We start from the raw sequence: 16,418 nt of genomic DNA, 5'->3' as shown, positions 1-16,418 counted from the left end.
GAATGGGCCGGCAGACGGTCGCGTCGTCGGGCTCCGGCCCGGCGCCGAGGAACGTCCGGGCTCCACAGAGCAGGGCGGTGGGTAACACCCACCCGGGGCAACCCGCGAGACAGTGCCACAGAGAACAGACCGCCACGGGCTCCGGCCCGCGGTAAGGGTGAAACGGTGGTGTAAGAGACCACCAGAGGCTGCGGTGACGCAGTCGGCTCGGTAAACCTCGCCCGGAGCAAGGTCAGACAGGAAGCGTTGAGGCTGCTCGCGGAGCTTCCGGGTAGACCGCTCGAGGGCTGCGGTGACGCAGCTCCTAGATAGATGGCCGTCAGGGAGCGTGCTCCCTACAGAACCCGGCGTATCGCCGGCCCATTCACCCACCGGATCGTTACAGCCCAGACTCCTCGGTGCGCACCAGGATGCAGGTGCTCTCGGGGTCGAGCACGACGTCGTCCTCCGCGGCGGCCCGGATGACGGCGAGGTCGGTGCCGGTGAGTTCGACGTTGCTGCCCAGCGACACGCGGCGCTGCAGCAGGGCCGCACCGACGCCGTAGCGGGCGCGCAGCTTGTCGTAGAGCGCGAGCAGTTCGGGCACGATCCCGTCGGCGATGGCCGAGCGCTCCGAGACGGCGATCTCGAGCTGCGTGGTGATGCGCTGCTTCTGCTCGTCGCGCGAGGCGGCCAGCAGTCGCTCCTCGGTGGCGATGTCGTCGCGGCGGGCCGTGATGGCGGCGAGCCGGTGCTCGATCTCCTCGACGCGCTCCATCACCTCGAGCTCGGTGTCTTCGAGCGTGAGCCGGCGCACCCGGAGCGATTCGAGCTCGCGTTCCAGGCCCTGGATGTCTTTCGTGGAGGCGGTCGCCTGCAGGCGCTCGTTGTCGCGCTTCTCGCGGGCGGCCACCGTGTGGATGTCGCCCTCGACCCGCGCGATCTCGGTCTTCGCGTCGTCGAGCTCGCCCATGACGCCGGCGTACTCCTTGCGAGCGGCGGCGGAGTCGCGCTGCAACTCGGCGAGCCGCGCCTCCTGCGGCAGCGTGCGCAGCGAGTGCTGCAGCTGGGCCACCCGGTCGTCGGCGGCCTTGAGGTCGAGGAGCTTGCGCTGTTCGGGTGCCGGAGCCTTCATCGGGAGTCCTTCATGATCGGTCGGAGGGGAACGGCGGTGGCAGCGATCACTGCGTCACCACGAATTCCCACGGGTCTGTGCGGAGTTCGCTCACAGCGAACTCGACGCCGGGAAGAGCGTCGGAGAGCTGGGCGGCGGCCGTCTCGAGCCAGAGCCACTCGCTGGCCCAGTGCGAGACGTCGACGAGGGCCGGGCCCTGGCCGAGCAACGACTGCTCGCGCGATTCCGAAGCGGGGTGGTGCCGCAGATCGGAGGTGATGTAGACGTCGGATGCCCGCACGAGCGGGTTCGCGAGCAGCGAGTCACCCGCGCCGCCGCAGAGGGACACGGTCGACACCTGCTGGTCGTACTCCCCCGCGACCCGAATGCCCGAGGCCGTGGCCGGCAGGATCTCACCGAGCGCCAGGGCCAGTCGGCCCAGGGTGGTGGGTTCGGGAAGCCGTCCCACCCGGCCGAGCCCCGTGCCCTCGCGGACGCCGGGCTCGAGGGGCCGAAGGTCGACGAGGCCGAGTTTCGCGGCGATCACCGCCGAGGTGCCGTCGTCGACGATGTCGGCGTTCGTGTGCGCGGCGATCAAGGCGCATCGGGCGCGGATGAGCCGCGCGAGCAGCCCACCCTTGTACCCGGTCTCGGCCACCGAGGTCACGCCGCGCAGGAGCAGCGGGTGGTGCACGAGCAGGGCGTCGGATGCGGAGTCGATCGCCTCGTCGACGGTCACACCCACCGCATCGACCGCGAGCAGCACTCGGGAGATCTCATCCTGCGGTGCACCGCTGATCACGCCGGGAGCATCCCAGCCCTCGGCGAACTCCGTGGGCCACAGCCGCTCGACGGCGGCGTTCAGATCGGCAAGCGTTGTCGGCACCCCACCAGACTACTGGGCGGGTAGCCCGGTCATCTCGGCCGACCGCCGCCAGAGCTCGGCGGCGAGTGCAGCGTCATCCGCCTGGCCTGCGGTGCGGCCGCCCGCGCGGAGGCCGTCGAAGTACGTTCCGTTGGGTGCCGGCACCGGCCCGCCCGAGGCGAGCGCGAACAGCGGCGCCGCTCCGGCGTCGGGCGTGGTGCCCCAGCGCCCGCCGGTGAGGGCGGTACCGAGCCGGATCAGAGCGGATCCGGAACCGAACGAGGTGACGACGGCGCCCGGATGCACGCTGAACGACCCGATACCGTGGTCGCCCTCGCGCCGTGCGAGTTCGCGCGCGGTCAGCACCACGGCGAGCTTGGCCGTGCCGTAGGCCCGCCAGCCACCGAGCCACGGGCGCCGGCGCCCCTCGAGGTCGTCGAGCCGGATGCGCCCCCAACGGTTCGCCGCGCTCGCCGTCGCCACCACGGTCGCCACCCCGTTCTGCGTCGCAGCGGCCCGGAGTGACGGAGTCAGCAGACGCATCAGCAGGTACGGCGCGAGCTGGTTGACCTGGAACGACAGGTCGTGCCCGTCGACTGTGGTGCCGCGACGGGAGACCAACCCGCCCGCGTTCGAGAGCAGCACGTCGATCGTCGGGTGGTTCACGCTCAGGGTCTCCGCGAGCTCGCGCACCTCGTCGAGCCGCGCGAAGTCGGCCACGTACGGCTCGCCGCCGATGCGCCGAGCGACATCCTCGGTACGCCGGATGTCGCGGCCGACCGCCACGACGTGGTCGCCCTGCTCGGCGAGGGATGCCGCGACGACGGCTCCGATGCCGGAACTGGCGCCGGTCACGACCACGACTCGCTGGTCACCCATGCCGTCAGCCTGCCACGGAGTGCGAGGGGGCCGCCGCCGCGGCCCCCTCATCCGTCGCCGGGTCAGCCGAGTTCGTCGATGGCGTCGGTGATGAACCGGGCGACCTCGGCCGGGTTGGTCTGCATCACCAGGTGCGGCGCGTCGAGCTCGACGACCTTGCGGGCGCCGGCGCGCTTGTAACCGAAGCGCTCGACATCGGGGTTGATGGTGTGATCGGCGCTGGAGACGATGCCCCAGGAGGGCTTGGTCTTCCAGGCCGCCACGGGCGCCGTCTCCGAGAACGCGACGGCCGCGAGCGGACGCTGCCCTACCGCCAGCACCCGGGCGGTGTCGCTCGGGACGCCGGCGGCGAAGACCTCTTCGAAGGCATCGATCTTGACCGAGACATCCGTTCCCGGGTCGGCGCCCTCGATGGGGTACGGCGAGTACACGAGGTTGGCGGCGAGCAGCGAGTCGGGGAACCCGCCCTGCAGCTGGCCGAGGCTCTCGCCCTCATCCAGCGCATATCCCGACACGTAGACGAGGCCGATCACGTTCGACGCGACACCGGCGACGGTGATGACCGCACCACCGTAGGAGTGACCGGCGAGGATGACCGGCCCGTCGATCTGCTCGACGAACGATTTGATGTACGCGGAATCCCCGATGAGGCTGCGGTTGAACACCGGCGGCACGTGCACGGTGTAGCCACGGTTCAGCAGTTCGAGGGTGACGGGCGCCCAGCTGGCGGCGTCGGCGAAGGCGCCGTGGACGAGCACGATGGTGGGTTGGGTCGACATGATGGTCTTCTTTCGGGGGTTGGGCACGCGATGTGCGGGGCGGGAACTATCGGTCGATGACGGTCTGGAGTCGGTCAGGAATCAGTGGGCGTCCGGCGAAGCAGATAGGTGTGCTCGCCCTCGAGCACGATCTCGGAGCGCTGGTTGTGCACCGTCGCCGAGGCGGTGACGATGCCGTTCGGGCCATCCGTCGTGAGCGCGGTGATCTGCAGCTGCGAGTAGAGGGTGTCGCCGGCGTGGACTTCGCCGAGGAACGACGCGGAGAGCCCCGTGAAGGCGATGAACACCTCGCCGATCACATGGGGGAACAACGTGGCGCCCGGGGCAGTGAAGGCGAGCACCTGCAGGCCGTGCACCACGGGGGCGCTGTGGCCGTGCGCCTTGGCCCACACGGCGTCGTAATGCACGGGGTGGTTGTCGGCCGACACCGCCTGGAAGGCCGACGCGTGGGCGTCGGTGAGGGTGCGGCTCGGCGCCCGGAACACCTCGCCCACCTCGAGCTGCTCGAAGGTGCGGGGCGGCACGATCGCGAAGTCGAGCGGATCGAAGGCGGGTGGTGCGGATGCGGCGGTCGGGTCAGTGGACATGGCGGGTTCCTCTCGGCGGGAGTCAGTACCGGTGACGATCAGTACTGTGCGGCACACGGAGCCCCCAGCGGCGCCGATTGCGCGCCATTGGCGCAACGCTGCAGAAATGGCCGATTTGTCGACAAAGCGAGGAAGAGCCCCCACGTGCGCGACCTAATCTGGAACGACCGATCCAGAACGATAGAGGAGGCGTCGGGTGCTGCTCCCCTCGAACCCCCGATGCGTGCTCGTGCAGATGAACGCGACGACGCTCGAGGATGCCCCGGCCTATCGCCGCATGTCCCGCCACGACTTCGGTGGTCTCGCGATGGCGCGCATCGCCTCGGTTCCGCAGTCCGTCACCGCGGTGCTCGACGACGTGCCGGCGGACGCCGCGGAGAGCGCGCAGGTGCAGTTCGTGCACTCCGGCCGCCTCATCCTCGACCAGGGCGACCGCCAGACCGCCGTGGGCGCCGGCTCGCTCGTGGTCTACGACGTGAGCCGGCCGTTCGAGTTCGTCTATCCCGAGGAGTTCAGAACCACGATCCTGCAACTGCCGATCGCCGCGATCGGAGCGACGGCCGGTGTGCTGAACTCGCTGTCAGCACGCGCGATCTCACCGCACTCGGTCTACTCGCCCGCGCTGTCCGACCTGCTCAGAACAGCGGATGCGCACCACGACGAGCTGACACCGGCCGGCCGGCGAGCGGTGTCGCGTTCGATCGTGGAACTCGTCCGGCTTCTGGCGGCCGAGCAGGCGGGCGCTCTCGGAGCGAACGACACCGGCCGGATCGGTCTGGCGCGCGAAGCCGAAGCGGCAGTGATGGCACGCATCTCCGATCCTGGGCTGAGCGCTGCTGTGGTCGCGGCCGAGCTGCATGTCTCGGTGCGCACCCTGCACGCGGCGTTCGAGGACCGGCGAGAGACGCTCGGCCAGCTGATCCGACGCCTCCGCCTTGACCGCGCCCGCGCTCTGCTCACCTCGACGGAGCTGCCGGTGCAGGGCGTGGCCGAGAGGGTCGGCTACCTGGACGCCACCCATTTCATCCGCTCGTTCAAGGCTGCCGAGGGCGCGACTCCTTCGCAGTGGCGGCGGAGGCAGTACGGGCGCGCGACGTGACGGTGTCGGCACCCGCGCGCGCCACGTCGCCTACGCTCTCGCTCTCGCTCGACGGCAACCTGCTCGTCCTTTCCGGCGCGAGTTCGCCTGATCTCGCAGTCGATGTTCCCGAACTCGCCGCCCTCACCGCCGCTGAGCGTCGGGTGCTGAGCGCGCGATCGGTTCCGACGACCACCGGTCTGGGCGCCGTCATCACCCCCCTGCTGCGACATCTGGCCCAGATCGGCCCGAGTCGCGACGACCTCCCCGAGCGGCGACGGATGGCGCAGGTTCTGAGAGGCCTGCTGTCGGCGCTCGCCGCCGAGCGGGTAGAGGGCGGAGTCGACGGCGTCCCAGCGACGAACAGCGACCGGGTGGCGGTGCTCGCCATGCAGATCGTCTACGAGCGGCTCGACGACCCCCGGCTGACGAGTTCAGAGATCGCATCGGTACTCGGCGTCTCGGTGCGCACCGTGCAGACCGCCTTCCGCGCGTCCGGTACCTCGGTGAGGGACGTCATCGCCACACTTCGCTCCGAGCGGTGACTCCTGCCACGGGGCGCTCCCAGATGTCCGTCTAGAACGGCGGATGCTCTGGGAGCGGTCGCGCGGGTCTCGGGATGCGCGCGGGTGGGTGTTCGGGTGGCGTGGTGGTGTGTCGGGCGCCCGAGGGCGACGTCCAGTGCAACGCGCGGCCCTCCCCGCCGGTGACTTGCCAGTCGGTTTGGTGTTTCAACGTGTGATGCCTTCGACACAGTGCGGCGAGGTTGTCCAAACTGGTGTGACCACCGTTGGCCCAATCGACGGTGTGATCCAGATCGCACCGGGCGGCGTCTCGGGTGCAACCGGGGAACCGGCAGGTCTGGTCATCCATGATCACCGCCGCACGAAGGTCGGCCGGGACTTTGTAGCGTTCTCGGCCGACCGTGAGTCGTGTGCCGGTGGCCGGGTCGGTCAGGATCCGCAGAACCGACGGCGCCCCCGCGACCAGACGGCGGGCCGTGTCGGTGTCGATCGGCCCATACCCCGCCAACTCCCCCGCCTCAACGCCGTGACCCAGCAGCGTCATCACGGGAACGGTGACGGCGATGTTCGCCGTGATCCCCCGGGCTCGGGTGGCGGTGTCGCCATCCCGGTCCAGAAGCAGATCGGTGAGACAGTCGGCGCGGAGCTGCGCGTGAGTGCGGGCTTCGTCGGGTGCCCGCAACCCGCGGGCGAGCTGGTCAAGGGTGTCATCGATCGCGAGTGCTGACACGGCGGGCAGGTGACACACCAGCGTGGCCATCCCGTCGAGTTCCTTCTCCACCCACACGCCCCGCTCGTCCCGGGCCTCGCGGTGGCGGGCATCGATCGAGTCCGGGTGCATCCGCTCCCGAACGTTCCGGGCATGCGTGGACAGTTGTGTGGGGGTCTGCGACTCCGCGTTCACGAGTGCGATCGTTTCGAACTCGGCGCGGACCTTCTCGGGGAGGGTTCGGGCCTGCCGCACCACCGCCTGCGCATGCCGGTAGGTGATGTCACCCCGCCCCAACGCTTCGAGGGTGGCGGGGAGGAAGTCGCACAGCATCTCCGCGTCATCGATCCGCTGCCCGGCAGTGCGTTCCGGAATGCGCAGCGTGGTTGCGACCTCCGCGACCAACGACCGACGCGCATGCTGCAACGACCCACCCGGCAGCCCGGCGACCCAGTTCGCCTTCCGCGCTGCCGCCGCCAACCGAACCACCGCCCGCCCGTCCAACATCGCCTGCTCACGTTGGATCACCGCCACCTCGTCCGCATCCACCCCGATGCCGCGCAGCATCGACTCCCGAGTCCCACCAGTGGTGGGATCGGACGAAGCGGCGGTGAAAGCAACAGACTGTTTCATGAGCGTGCCTCAATTATATCGCGGCAGCACCCGAGAATCAATCAAAACACCAGATCAGACATCGATTCTCCGTCTTTCCCGCGCTACCACAACCGACCGACATCCACCCGACCCAGCCACGGTCATCGAGGGCAAGCGCGAAGCGCGCGGCAGCACCCCACACCCGGAACACAAAGCTCCCGAGACCCGACCGGGACTGCCGCGCGCGCCGCGCTTGCCCGAGATGGATATGGTTGCGTTCCAGAGATCCGCGCAGCCTGACGAGACAGCCTCGATGGCCTTCGAGATGCAGAAATGGTGGGCCCTACCGGGCTCGAACCGATGACATCCACGGTGTAAACGTGGCGCTCTACCAACTGAGCTAAAGGCCCCTGCGCTGACGCGGGTGCAGACAGCTTATCGGGGAGGGAAGGTGGGTGTCGCACGAGACATAAGACAGAGGCTTATCTTCGTTTAATATTAGTGCTGTGCTGATATCCAGAGCGTGCCCGCGGCCAGCAAGGCCAGCGCCCAGCTGACAAGGCTGCCCACGAGGAAGTACTCGGCCTTGGAGCCACGTGCCCGGTCGTTCGAGATCTCCGGGAAACGCACGATGCCCTTCGCCGCGAGGAGCCCAGCCACGATCGGCAGCGCACCGGCGAGCGACAGCGCCACGATCAGCAGGCGCTCCAGCGGGCCGATCAGCCGTCCACCGCGGAGATCCTGCACAGCTGGAGGGTCCGCCGACGCGGCGCCATCCCGCACCACGACGCGCGTGCGCGAACCGAGCAGTCCTGTGGTCTCCACCTCGACACGGCCGTCGCCGTCGCCCGCGGCCACGATGTCGACCATCGCATCCTGAGGCTCGATGGCCGGCCGCAGGGCAGCGCGCACCACGATGTTCGCACTCTCGACCAAGAACAGGGCCAGCCCGACAGCGAGCATCACCGTCTCGACCGGTAGTGCGGCGAGCGGGCGAACCGGCGCCTGGGCGAGCCCGTCGACCAGGTAGCCGTGCAGGCCCCCGCCGACCGGGTTCCAGAAGAACGACGCCCCGATCACGAGAATCACCACGACGGCCGGCAGGATGCGCAGCCGAGGATGACGCGACGGCGTCACAGCCGGCGAGCCCGGCGGCCGGGCCCCCGCATCCCTCGCCGTGGTCACCAACCAGCCGACGGCCAGCACCAGCAGCAACCCGAGCCAGGCAACCGGCACTCCGAGCCCCGTCGCGGCCAGCACGCTCACAAGGGCCCACCCCGCACCTACCACCGCGAACACCCCGAGAGCAGCAGCTCGCGAGGAATGCGGCGCCAGAGCGGCGCGGGCGATGTCGGCGCTCCCGATGAGCACGAGCAGCAGGCCGGCGACGATCACAGTGCGGCCCTCAACGACTGCGTGGCCGTCAGCACGCTCACCGCCCCCGAGCGCCGGAGCGACTGCGACACCGCGCCCTGGGAGATGCCTTCCTCCGCCGCGAGTTCGCTCTGCAGCCGGCCCGACAGAGCGCCGAGGGTGAGACGACGCGCCCGCGCACTCATCGCGGTCACCAGATGATCGCGGGTGAGCAGGTAGGCATTCACCACAGCCGCGAGCGATGCGTCGTCACCGACGAACCACCCCCGGAGACTCGGGGTGCGGGTGTCTTCGCGAAGGTGGGCCTCCTCGATGGCTTCGCGCGCCCGCCACCAGGCCGAGCCGTCCTGTACCGGGCCGAGCACGCCGCGGCCCACCTCGCGCACCTCACCCCACCCGATTCCGAATCGGCAGTCGATGCCTTCCGGCAGGGCCAGGCGCGCGGCGAGCGTGGCCTCCAGCGCGATCCCGACCGAGGGATACACCGCCTGGAACTCGTCTCCCACGGTAGCCACGAAGGGCGAACCGGCGCCGAGGTACTCGTCGACGCCCGCGAAGGCCGTCAGGATGGCCGCTTGCGTGTGCCGCCGGTCGTCGAGGGCCTTCGAGCCGACGATGTCGACGATCACAGCGGCGTGCTGGAGATCCATTACATCAGTCTAGCGCTTATAACCGTTCGATATAAGCCCCAGGCTCATATCAGACGGCGACAGGCAGAAGCTCTTCCAGGGCGGCGCGGTAAGCCCCGATCGAGCGCGCCTCGCCGGGAGCGGTGATGAACGAAGCTCGGATGATGCGGTTCGTGTCGATCAGGAAGGTCGCACGGTTCGCGAAGCCCTTCTCATCCAGAAACACGCCGTAATCCTTCGCCACGTCACCGTGCGGCCAGAAGTCGGCCACGAGCGTGAAGTCGTACCCCTCCTTCTCGGCCCAGGCCCGGAGCGTCGCCTTCGAGTCGACCGAGATGCCGATGAGCTCGACGTTCGCGTCTTTGAACAGCGCGAGATTGTCTTCGAGGGTGCAGAGCTCACTCGTGCAGACGCCCGAGAAGGCAAGCGGGAAGAACACCAGCGCCACCGGCTTCTTGCCCTGGAACTGGCTGAGGCGGATGCGCTCCCCGTACTGGTTGGGGAGGTCGAAATCGGGAGCGAGGGTGTCGTTCTCCAAAGCCATGATCGGCTGCCTTTCCGATGCCGGGAGTCTCTCGGCAAACGCGCACACGATTCTAGACCCGTTCGGGGGATATCCCAAGCACTGTGCGCTCGGCGAACAGAAACGAACGGAGCGGTTTCACCGGTTTAACTCAGTAGGCTTGCTCCTGGCGTTCCGACCCCCATCCTGGCAAGGGCGCCCGACGAAAACAGATCTGTAAACAACAGAAGAGAGGTCGCCGGTGACTGTCAACGACCAGGACCCGTACTCCTCGGGGCACATCGACTCCGATCCCGACGAGACCGCTGAGTGGAACGAATCGCTCGACGCCCTCGTGCAGGCCCGCGGCCACGGCCGGGCACGAGACATCATGCTCAGCCTGCTCAAGCGCTCCAAAGAGCTCCACCTCGGTGTTCCGATGGTTCCGACGACGGACTACATCAACACCATCGCCTCCGAGAACGAGCCGGAGTTCCCCGGCGACGAGGCGCTCGAGCGCAAGTACCGCGCCTGGATCCGCTGGAACGCGGCCATGACGGTGCACCGCGCCCAGCGCCCCGGCATCGCGGTGGGCGGCCACATCTCCACCTACGCCTCCAGTGCAGCGCTGTACGAGGTGGGCTTCAACCACTTCTTCCGCGGCCAGGACCACCCGGGCGGCGGCGACCAGATCTTCATCCAGGGCCACGCCTCCCCCGGCACCTACGCCCGCGCCTACCTCGAGGGCCGGCTCGACGAGAACCAGCTCGACGGGTTCCGTCAGGAGAAGTCGCACGCCGGTGGCGGCCTGAGCTCCTACCCGCACCCGCGGCTGATGCCCGAGTTCTGGCAGTTCCCCACCGTGTCGATGGGCCTCGGCCCGATCAACGCGATCTACCAGGCCCAGCTCAACAAATACATCACCAACCGCGGCATCAAGGATGCGTCGGACCAGCAGGTCTGGGCCTTCCTCGGCGACGGCGAGATGGACGAGGTGGAGAGCCGCGGCCAGCTGCAGGTCGCCGCCAACGACGGCCTCGACAACCTCAACTTCGTGATCAACTGCAACCTGCAGCGTCTCGACGGCCCGGTGCGCGGCAACGGCAAGATCATCCAGGAGCTCGAGAGCTTCTTCCGCGGTGCCGGCTGGAACGTCATCAAGGTGATCTGGGGCCGCGAGTGGGACGACCTGCTCGCCCGCGACACCGAGGGCGCCCTGCTGAACCTCATGAACACGGTTCCGGATGGCGACTTCCAGACGTACAAGGCCGAGTCCGGCGCGTACGTGCGCGAGAACTTCTTCGGCCGCGACCCGCGCGCCCTGAAGCTCATCGAGGGTTACTCCGACGACCAGGTCTGGAACCTCAAGCGCGGCGGCCATGACTACCGCAAGGTGTACGCCGCCTTCAAGGCCGCCAGCGAGCACAAGGGCCAGCCCACCGTCATCCTGGCGCACACGATCAAGGGCTACGGCCTCGGGCCGTCGTTCGAGGGCCGCAACGCGACCCACCAGATGAAGAAGATGACGCTGGACAACCTCAAGATGTTCCGCGACGAGATGCACATCCCCATCTCCGACGCGCAGCTCGAGGAGAACCCGTACCTGCCGCCGTACTACAAGCCGGGCGAGGACGACGAGGCCATCCAGTACCTGCACGAGCGCCGACGCGCGCTCGGCGGCTACGTGCCCGAGCGTCGAACCAAGCACACCGCCATCACGCTGCCCGACGACTCCAGCTACCAGACCCTGAAGAAGGGCTCCGGCACCCAGGAGATCGCCACGACGATGGCCTTCGTGCGACTGCTGAAAGACCTGACCCGCTCGAAGGACTTCGGCAACCGCGTGGTGCCGATCATCCCCGACGAGGCTCGCACGTTCGGCATGGACGCGTTCTTCCCGTCGAACAAGATCTACAACCCCAAGGGCCAGACCTACACCTCCGTCGACCGGGAGCTCCTCCTGGCCTACAAGGAGAGCCCTCAGGGCCAGATCATCCACGTGGGCATCAACGAGGCGGGCGCCGCTGCGGCGTTCACCGCGGTGGGCACGAGCTACTCCACCCACGGTGAGCCGCTCATCCCGATCTACGTGTTCTACTCGATGTTCGGCTTCCAGCGCACGGGCGACGCGATGTGGGCGGCGGGCGACCAGATGGCACGCGGCTTCATCATCGGAGCCACCGCCGGCCGCACCACCCTCACGGGTGAGGGCCTGCAGCACGCCGACGGCCACTCGCTGCTCCTCGCCTCCACGAACCCCGCGGTGGTGAGCTACGACCCGGCGTACGGCTACGAGCTGAACCACATCGTGCGGTCCGGTCTCGAGCGCATGTACGGCGGCGAGCACGACGACCCGAACGTCATGTATTACCTGACGGTCTACAACGAGCCGCACGTGCAGCCGGCCGAGCCCGAGGGTCTCGACGTCGACGGCGTGGTGCGCGGCATCTACCGCCTGAAGTCGGGCTCGATCGAAGGCCCCAAGGCCCAGATCCTCTCGTCGGGTGTGGCGGTTCCGTGGGCCCTCGAGGCGCAGGAGCTGCTCGCGAACGACTGGGGCGTCTCGGCTGACGTCTGGTCGGTCACGTCGTGGACGGAGTTGCGCCGCGACGGCCTCAAGGCCGAGGAGCACAACTTCCTGCACCCCAACGAGGAGCGGCGGAAGGCCTACGTCACCGAGAAGCTGCAGGAGGCGCCCGGTCCGTTCGTGGCCGTCACCGACTACATGCACGCGGTGCCCGACCAGATCCGCCAGTTCGTGCCCGGAGAGTTCGCCACCCTCGGTGCCGACGACTTCGGTTTCTCGGACACCCGTCCGGCAGCGCGCCGGTTCTTCAAGATCGACGGCCCCTCGGTGGTGGTGCGCGTGCTCGAGCAGCTCGCCGCCCGCGGCGAGGTCGACCAGAACGCCCCCTCCTGGGCCATCGAGAAGTACCGTCTCTACGACGTCACGGCCGGCACCTCCGGCTCGGCAGGCGGCGAGAGCTGACGCGGCGACGCATGAGTGAACGATCGATCGCGGTCGAGGGCGCTGTGGCCCCGGGAGTGCGATGACCAGGCCCAAGGCGCAGACCTTGGCATGGTTGCGCACCATCTCGGGCGAGCTCTCGACCGCGACGATCAAGAAGCTCGACGCCACGCTGCCCTGGTACGGCGACATGCCGCCGGGGCGGCGTTCGGCCGTGGGTCTGGTGGCCCAGCAGGGAATCAAGTCGTTCATCCAGTGGTACGACGACCCGTCGACCACCACCTGGATCGCCGCCGACGTGTTCGGCTCCGCTCCCCGTGAGCTGCTCCGATCGGTGAGCCTGCAGCAGACGCTGCAGCTCATCCGTGTGGTGGTTGAGGTCGTCGAGGAGCGGGTTCGCGGAACCGACGCCTCCCTGCGCGAGGCCATCCTGCTCTACTCGCGCGAGATCGCGTTCGCCGCCGCTGACGTGTACGCCCGGGCTGCCGAAGCCCGCGGCCTCTGGGACGCCCGACTCGAAGCCCTCGTGGTCGACAGCATCCTGAGCGGCGAGTACGACGACGAGCTGCCCTCCCGCATCGCGGCCCTCGGCTGGCACGGGCACGGTGAGGTGAGCGTGCTGGTGGGCACCACTCCGCGCCAGCTCGACGTCGACCAGCTGCGGCGCACGGCCAGGCATCTCAACGCCGATCTGCTGATCGGTGTGCAGGGCGGCCGCCTGGTGCTCGTGATCGGGCGGGCGCAGCCGGCGAACCTGGGGCCCCTCGACACGACTCCGGATGTCTCGGCCGCCGGGTCGGCCGAGGAGACGTCGGCCGCTGCCGCTGCACCCGCGCTGTCGTTCCTCGACATCGCCACCCAGCTCGAACCCGGGTTCGGACCGGGATACCTCGTACTCGGTCACGAGGTGCCCAGCCTCGTCGACGCTTCCCGCAGCGCCAAGGCGGCCCTGGCCGGCTTCGCGGTGGCCAAGGCCTGGCGGAACGCTCCTCGCCCGATGCTCGCCGACGATCTGCTGCCCGAGCGTGCGCTGGCCGGAGACCCGCTGGCCCGCTCGACCCTGGTCAACCGCGTCTACCGCCCTCTGCAGGACCAGTCGCCCGAGCTGATGACGACGCTCTGGTGCTACCTCGACAACGGCCGCTCGCTCGAGGCGACCGCGCGCGAGCTGTTCGTTCACCCGAACACCGTGCGCTACCGCCTCAAGCGGGTCACCCAGGTGATCGGTTGGGACGCGACGGGAGCCAGGGAGGCGCTGATCCTGCAGTCAGCGCTCATCCTCGGGTCGATGAACGACCACGACTCGCCGGGGCACCGTCGTTGACGCGCCGCGGGTCTCGCTAGGGTCGTCTTCGCTGTATGTGTTCGACAATGAATGGCGGAGAGCGTTGGCTTCGGTCGACACGGCCTCCGACCGAACTCCTGGGAGACTGAACCAATGATCGTCGTCGTATGTCCCGGCCAGGGGTCGCAGACCCCCGGTTTCCTCGACCCGTGGATCGCCGAGTCCTCGTTCCGCAGCACGCTCGCCGAGCTGGGCGAAGCCGCCGGCAGCGACCTGGTGGCCCACGGCACGGTGAGTGACGCCGACACCATCCGCGACACCGCGGTGGCCCAGCCCCTCATCGTGGCGGCCGGCATCCTCACCCTCCGCGCCCTCTTCGCCGACGGGCGGCGTGAGCGCGTCGGCGGCATCGCCGGCCACTCGGTGGGCGAGATCACGGCGGCCGCGGGTGCCGGCATCCTCTCCGACGTCGATGCCATGCGCTTCGTGGGTGAGCGCGGCCGCGCCATGGCCGATGCCGCGGCTCTCACCTCCACCGGAATGAGCGCCGTCGTGGGCGGCGACCAGACCGAGCTGCTCGCCCTCTTCGACGAGGTGGGCGCGCTGCCGGCGAACTACAACGGCGGCGGTCAGATCGTGGTGGCGGGTACTCCGGATGCGCTGGCCGCTCTCGCGGAGCGCGCCCCGCGCGGCGTGCGCGTCATCCCGCTGCAGGTGGCCGGCGCCTTCCACACCCGGTACATGGCCCCCGCGGTCGAACGGCTCGCGGCCGTGGCCGCCACCCTCGAGCCCGCCGACCCCACCCTCCCCATCTGGACCAACCGCGACGGCTCCGCCGTCACCAGCGGCAGCCGGTTCGTCGAACTCCTCGTCGGCCAGGTGTCGTCGCCCGTGCGCTGGGACCTCTGCATGGAGTCCTTCGCCGCCGCGGGCGTCACCGGCCTCATCGAGGTGGCACCGGCGGGCGCCCTGACCGGACTCGCCAAGCGCGGGCTCAAGGGCGTGCCGGCCGTCGCCGTCAAGACCCCAGACGACCTCCCGCAGGCCATCGAACTCATCGACCAGGCCGCCTGAGCGACCCCCTCTCCACAGAAGGCAGCACAGAACCCGCATGACCACCCCCAGCCTGAAGCAGTCCACCGGCCCGCAGTTCACCCGCATCTACGCCATCGGCGCCGCCCGCGGTGACCTCACGGTGCCCAACGACGACCTGGTCGGCCCGATCGACTCCTCCGACGAGTGGATCCGCCAGCGCACCGGCATCATCGAGCGCAAGCGCGCCTCGCACGACGTTCTCGCGGTCGACCTCGCGCAGAGCGCCGCCCTCGAGGCCATCGAGGGCGCGGGGATCGTGCCCTCGCAGATCGGCGCCATCCTCGTGTCGACCATCTCGAACCCTGTCATCACCCCCTCGCTCGCCACCCAGGTGGCCGAGCGCATCGGCGCACCGCTGGCCGCCGCGTACGACATCAGCGCGGCCTGCGCGGGCTATGCCTACGGCGTCGGCCAGGCCGACTCGCTCATCCGGGCAGGCCTCGCCGAGTACGTGCTGGTGATCGGCGCCGAGAAGCTCTCGGAGTTCGTCGACCCCACCGACCGCTCCATCTCGTTCCTGCTGGGCGACGGCGCGGGAGCGGCCGTGATCGGCCCGAGCGACGCCGTGGGCATCGGCCCCACCATCTGGGGTTCCGACGCCACGAAGCGCGACGAGATCTACATGACCGGAACCAACATCGGCTTCCGCGACCAGGAGTCGGAGTGGCCGACCCTCCGCCAGAACGGCCAGGCGGTCTTCCGCTGGGCGGTCTGGGAGATGGTGAAGGTGGCGAACCAGGCCATCGAAGCCGCCGGAATCACGGCCGACGACCTGGCGGCATTCATCCCGCACCAGGCCAACATGCGCATCATCGACGAGTTCGCCAAGCAGCTGAAGCTGCCGGAGACCGTCGCCATCGGGCGTGACATCGCGACCACCGGCAACACGTCGGCCGCCTCGATCCCGCTCGCCACCCACCGGCTGCTCACCGAGCATCCCGAGCTCTCGGGCGGCCTCGCCCTGCAGATCGGCTTCGGCGCCGGCCTGGTGTACGGGGCCCAGGTCGTGGTGCTGCCGTAACGGTTGTCCACCCCCGTCGTCGTGCACGGCCGCGCGCTCGACGCCCGACTACACTGAATCTCGGTCAAACCCCACCCTCAAGGAGAAGAACAATGGCATTGTCCACCGAAGAAGTACTGGCCGGCCTGGCCGAGCTCATCAACGACGAGACCGGCATCGCGACCGACACTGTGGAGCTGGACAAGTCCTTCACCGACGACCTCGACATCGACTCCATCTCGATGATGACCATCGTCGTGAACGCCGAAGAGAAGTTCGACGTGAAGATCCCCGACGAAGAGGTCAAGAACCTCAAGACCGTCGGCGACGCCGTCACCTTCATCGTCGCCGCACAGGGCTGAGCCCACTCACGCACCCCGGCCGGCAGGATCGCGGCCTCTCGCCCCATCCTGCCGGCCGCCTTGCGCCACCCCGGCGCGCCTGGACTGACCACCCA

General features: G+C 69.0%; 16 protein-coding genes, 1 tRNA gene and 1 other RNA gene. 8 read left to right on the top strand and 10 right to left on the bottom strand.

The window, feature by feature from the left end:
* Positions 1-2: 2 nt before the first annotated feature.
* An RNA gene (gene rnpB, locus ACEXOR_RS09610) (RNase P RNA component class A) lies at positions 3-368 on the top strand.
* 11 nt (positions 369-379) lie between these two features.
* Here the strand turns inward: rnpB and ACEXOR_RS09605 are convergent.
* The 5 genes from ACEXOR_RS09605 to ACEXOR_RS09585 all read right to left on the bottom strand — a co-directional run bounded on the left by ACEXOR_RS09605 (position 380) and on the right by ACEXOR_RS09585 (position 4,203).
* Entirely contained in the window at positions 380-1,114 is a 735-nt protein-coding gene (locus tag ACEXOR_RS09605; RefSeq protein WP_374849379.1) for a zinc ribbon domain-containing protein, read from the bottom strand.
* Between the two features lie 46 nt (positions 1,115-1,160).
* Complete coding sequence (locus ACEXOR_RS09600; protein ID WP_374849377.1) at positions 1,161-1,979, bottom strand: Nif3-like dinuclear metal center hexameric protein; 819 nt, start codon at positions 1,977-1,979, stop codon at positions 1,161-1,163.
* A gap of 9 nt (positions 1,980-1,988) precedes the next feature.
* On the bottom strand, positions 1,989-2,837 hold the full coding sequence (locus ACEXOR_RS09595) for an SDR family NAD(P)-dependent oxidoreductase (protein ID WP_374849376.1): 849 nt from the start codon (positions 2,835-2,837) through the stop codon (positions 1,989-1,991).
* 62 nt (positions 2,838-2,899) lie between these two features.
* Entirely contained in the window at positions 2,900-3,616 is a 717-nt protein-coding gene (locus tag ACEXOR_RS09590; protein ID WP_374849375.1) for an alpha/beta fold hydrolase, read from the bottom strand.
* Between the two features lie 74 nt (positions 3,617-3,690).
* Positions 3,691-4,203, bottom strand: coding sequence for a MaoC family dehydratase (locus tag ACEXOR_RS09585; RefSeq protein ID WP_374849374.1), 513 nt, complete (start codon positions 4,201-4,203; stop codon positions 3,691-3,693).
* Between the two features lie 196 nt (positions 4,204-4,399).
* On the opposite strand from ACEXOR_RS09585, the gene ACEXOR_RS09580 reads away from it, so the two are divergent.
* Both ACEXOR_RS09580 and ACEXOR_RS09575 read left to right on the top strand, forming a co-directional pair.
* On the top strand, positions 4,400-5,302 hold the full coding sequence (locus tag ACEXOR_RS09580) for a helix-turn-helix domain-containing protein (RefSeq protein WP_374849373.1): 903 nt from the start codon (positions 4,400-4,402) through the stop codon (positions 5,300-5,302).
* On the top strand, positions 5,299-5,826 hold the full coding sequence (locus ACEXOR_RS09575) for a hypothetical protein (protein WP_374849372.1): 528 nt from the start codon (positions 5,299-5,301) through the stop codon (positions 5,824-5,826). The genes ACEXOR_RS09580 and ACEXOR_RS09575 overlap by 4 nt, the downstream gene beginning before the upstream one ends.
* Before the next feature lie 31 nt (positions 5,827-5,857).
* Here the strand turns inward: ACEXOR_RS09575 and ACEXOR_RS09570 are convergent, their stop codons facing one another.
* The 5 genes from ACEXOR_RS09570 to ACEXOR_RS09550 form a co-directional block, all read right to left on the bottom strand.
* Positions 5,858-7,147 (bottom strand): HNH endonuclease signature motif containing protein, encoded by a 1,290-nt coding sequence (locus ACEXOR_RS09570; RefSeq protein ID WP_374849371.1) that lies wholly within the window; start codon positions 7,145-7,147, stop codon positions 5,858-5,860.
* A gap of 295 nt (positions 7,148-7,442) precedes the next feature.
* Positions 7,443-7,518: transfer RNA gene (locus ACEXOR_RS09565), tRNA-Val, on the bottom strand.
* Between the two features lie 88 nt (positions 7,519-7,606).
* On the bottom strand, positions 7,607-8,503 hold the full coding sequence (locus ACEXOR_RS09560; protein ID WP_374849370.1) for a hypothetical protein: 897 nt from the start codon (positions 8,501-8,503) through the stop codon (positions 7,607-7,609).
* Entirely contained in the window at positions 8,500-9,132 is a 633-nt protein-coding gene (locus ACEXOR_RS09555) for a SatD family protein (protein WP_374849369.1), read from the bottom strand. Before ACEXOR_RS09555 ends, ACEXOR_RS09560 begins: the two co-directional genes overlap by 4 nt.
* Positions 9,133-9,181: 49 nt before the next feature.
* Complete coding sequence (locus tag ACEXOR_RS09550) at positions 9,182-9,655, bottom strand: peroxiredoxin (RefSeq protein WP_374849368.1); 474 nt, start codon at positions 9,653-9,655, stop codon at positions 9,182-9,184.
* 220 nt (positions 9,656-9,875) lie between these two features.
* Here ACEXOR_RS09550 and aceE point away from each other — a divergent pair, with 220 nt between their 5' ends.
* From aceE to ACEXOR_RS09525, 5 genes are all read left to right on the top strand, one after another.
* Positions 9,876-12,602: a pyruvate dehydrogenase (acetyl-transferring), homodimeric type gene (aceE, locus tag ACEXOR_RS09545; protein WP_374849367.1), complete on the top strand. Its 2,727-nt coding sequence runs from the start codon at positions 9,876-9,878 to the stop codon at positions 12,600-12,602.
* 61 nt (positions 12,603-12,663) lie between these two features.
* Entirely contained in the window at positions 12,664-13,905 is a 1,242-nt protein-coding gene (locus ACEXOR_RS09540; protein WP_374849366.1) for a PucR family transcriptional regulator, read from the top strand.
* A gap of 114 nt (positions 13,906-14,019) precedes the next feature.
* Positions 14,020-14,940 carry an ACP S-malonyltransferase gene (locus tag ACEXOR_RS09535; RefSeq protein ID WP_374849365.1) on the top strand — a complete coding sequence of 307 codons (921 nt, stop codon included), beginning with the start codon at positions 14,020-14,022 and terminating at the stop codon, positions 14,938-14,940.
* Between the two features lie 37 nt (positions 14,941-14,977).
* Entirely contained in the window at positions 14,978-15,982 is a 1,005-nt protein-coding gene (locus ACEXOR_RS09530) for a beta-ketoacyl-ACP synthase III (RefSeq protein ID WP_374849364.1), read from the top strand.
* Between the two features lie 92 nt (positions 15,983-16,074).
* Positions 16,075-16,323: an acyl carrier protein gene (locus tag ACEXOR_RS09525; protein WP_066038612.1), complete on the top strand. Its 249-nt coding sequence runs from the start codon at positions 16,075-16,077 to the stop codon at positions 16,321-16,323.
* Positions 16,324-16,418: the final 95 nt, after the last annotated feature.

The sequence above is a fragment of the Herbiconiux liangxiaofengii genome (genome assembly GCF_041927335.1).
Taxonomy (GTDB): Bacteria; Actinomycetota; Actinomycetes; order Actinomycetales; family Microbacteriaceae; genus Herbiconiux; species Herbiconiux liangxiaofengii.
Note: the sequence above shows the minus strand (reverse complement) of the source record. Positions and strands in the feature narration are given on the sequence as shown.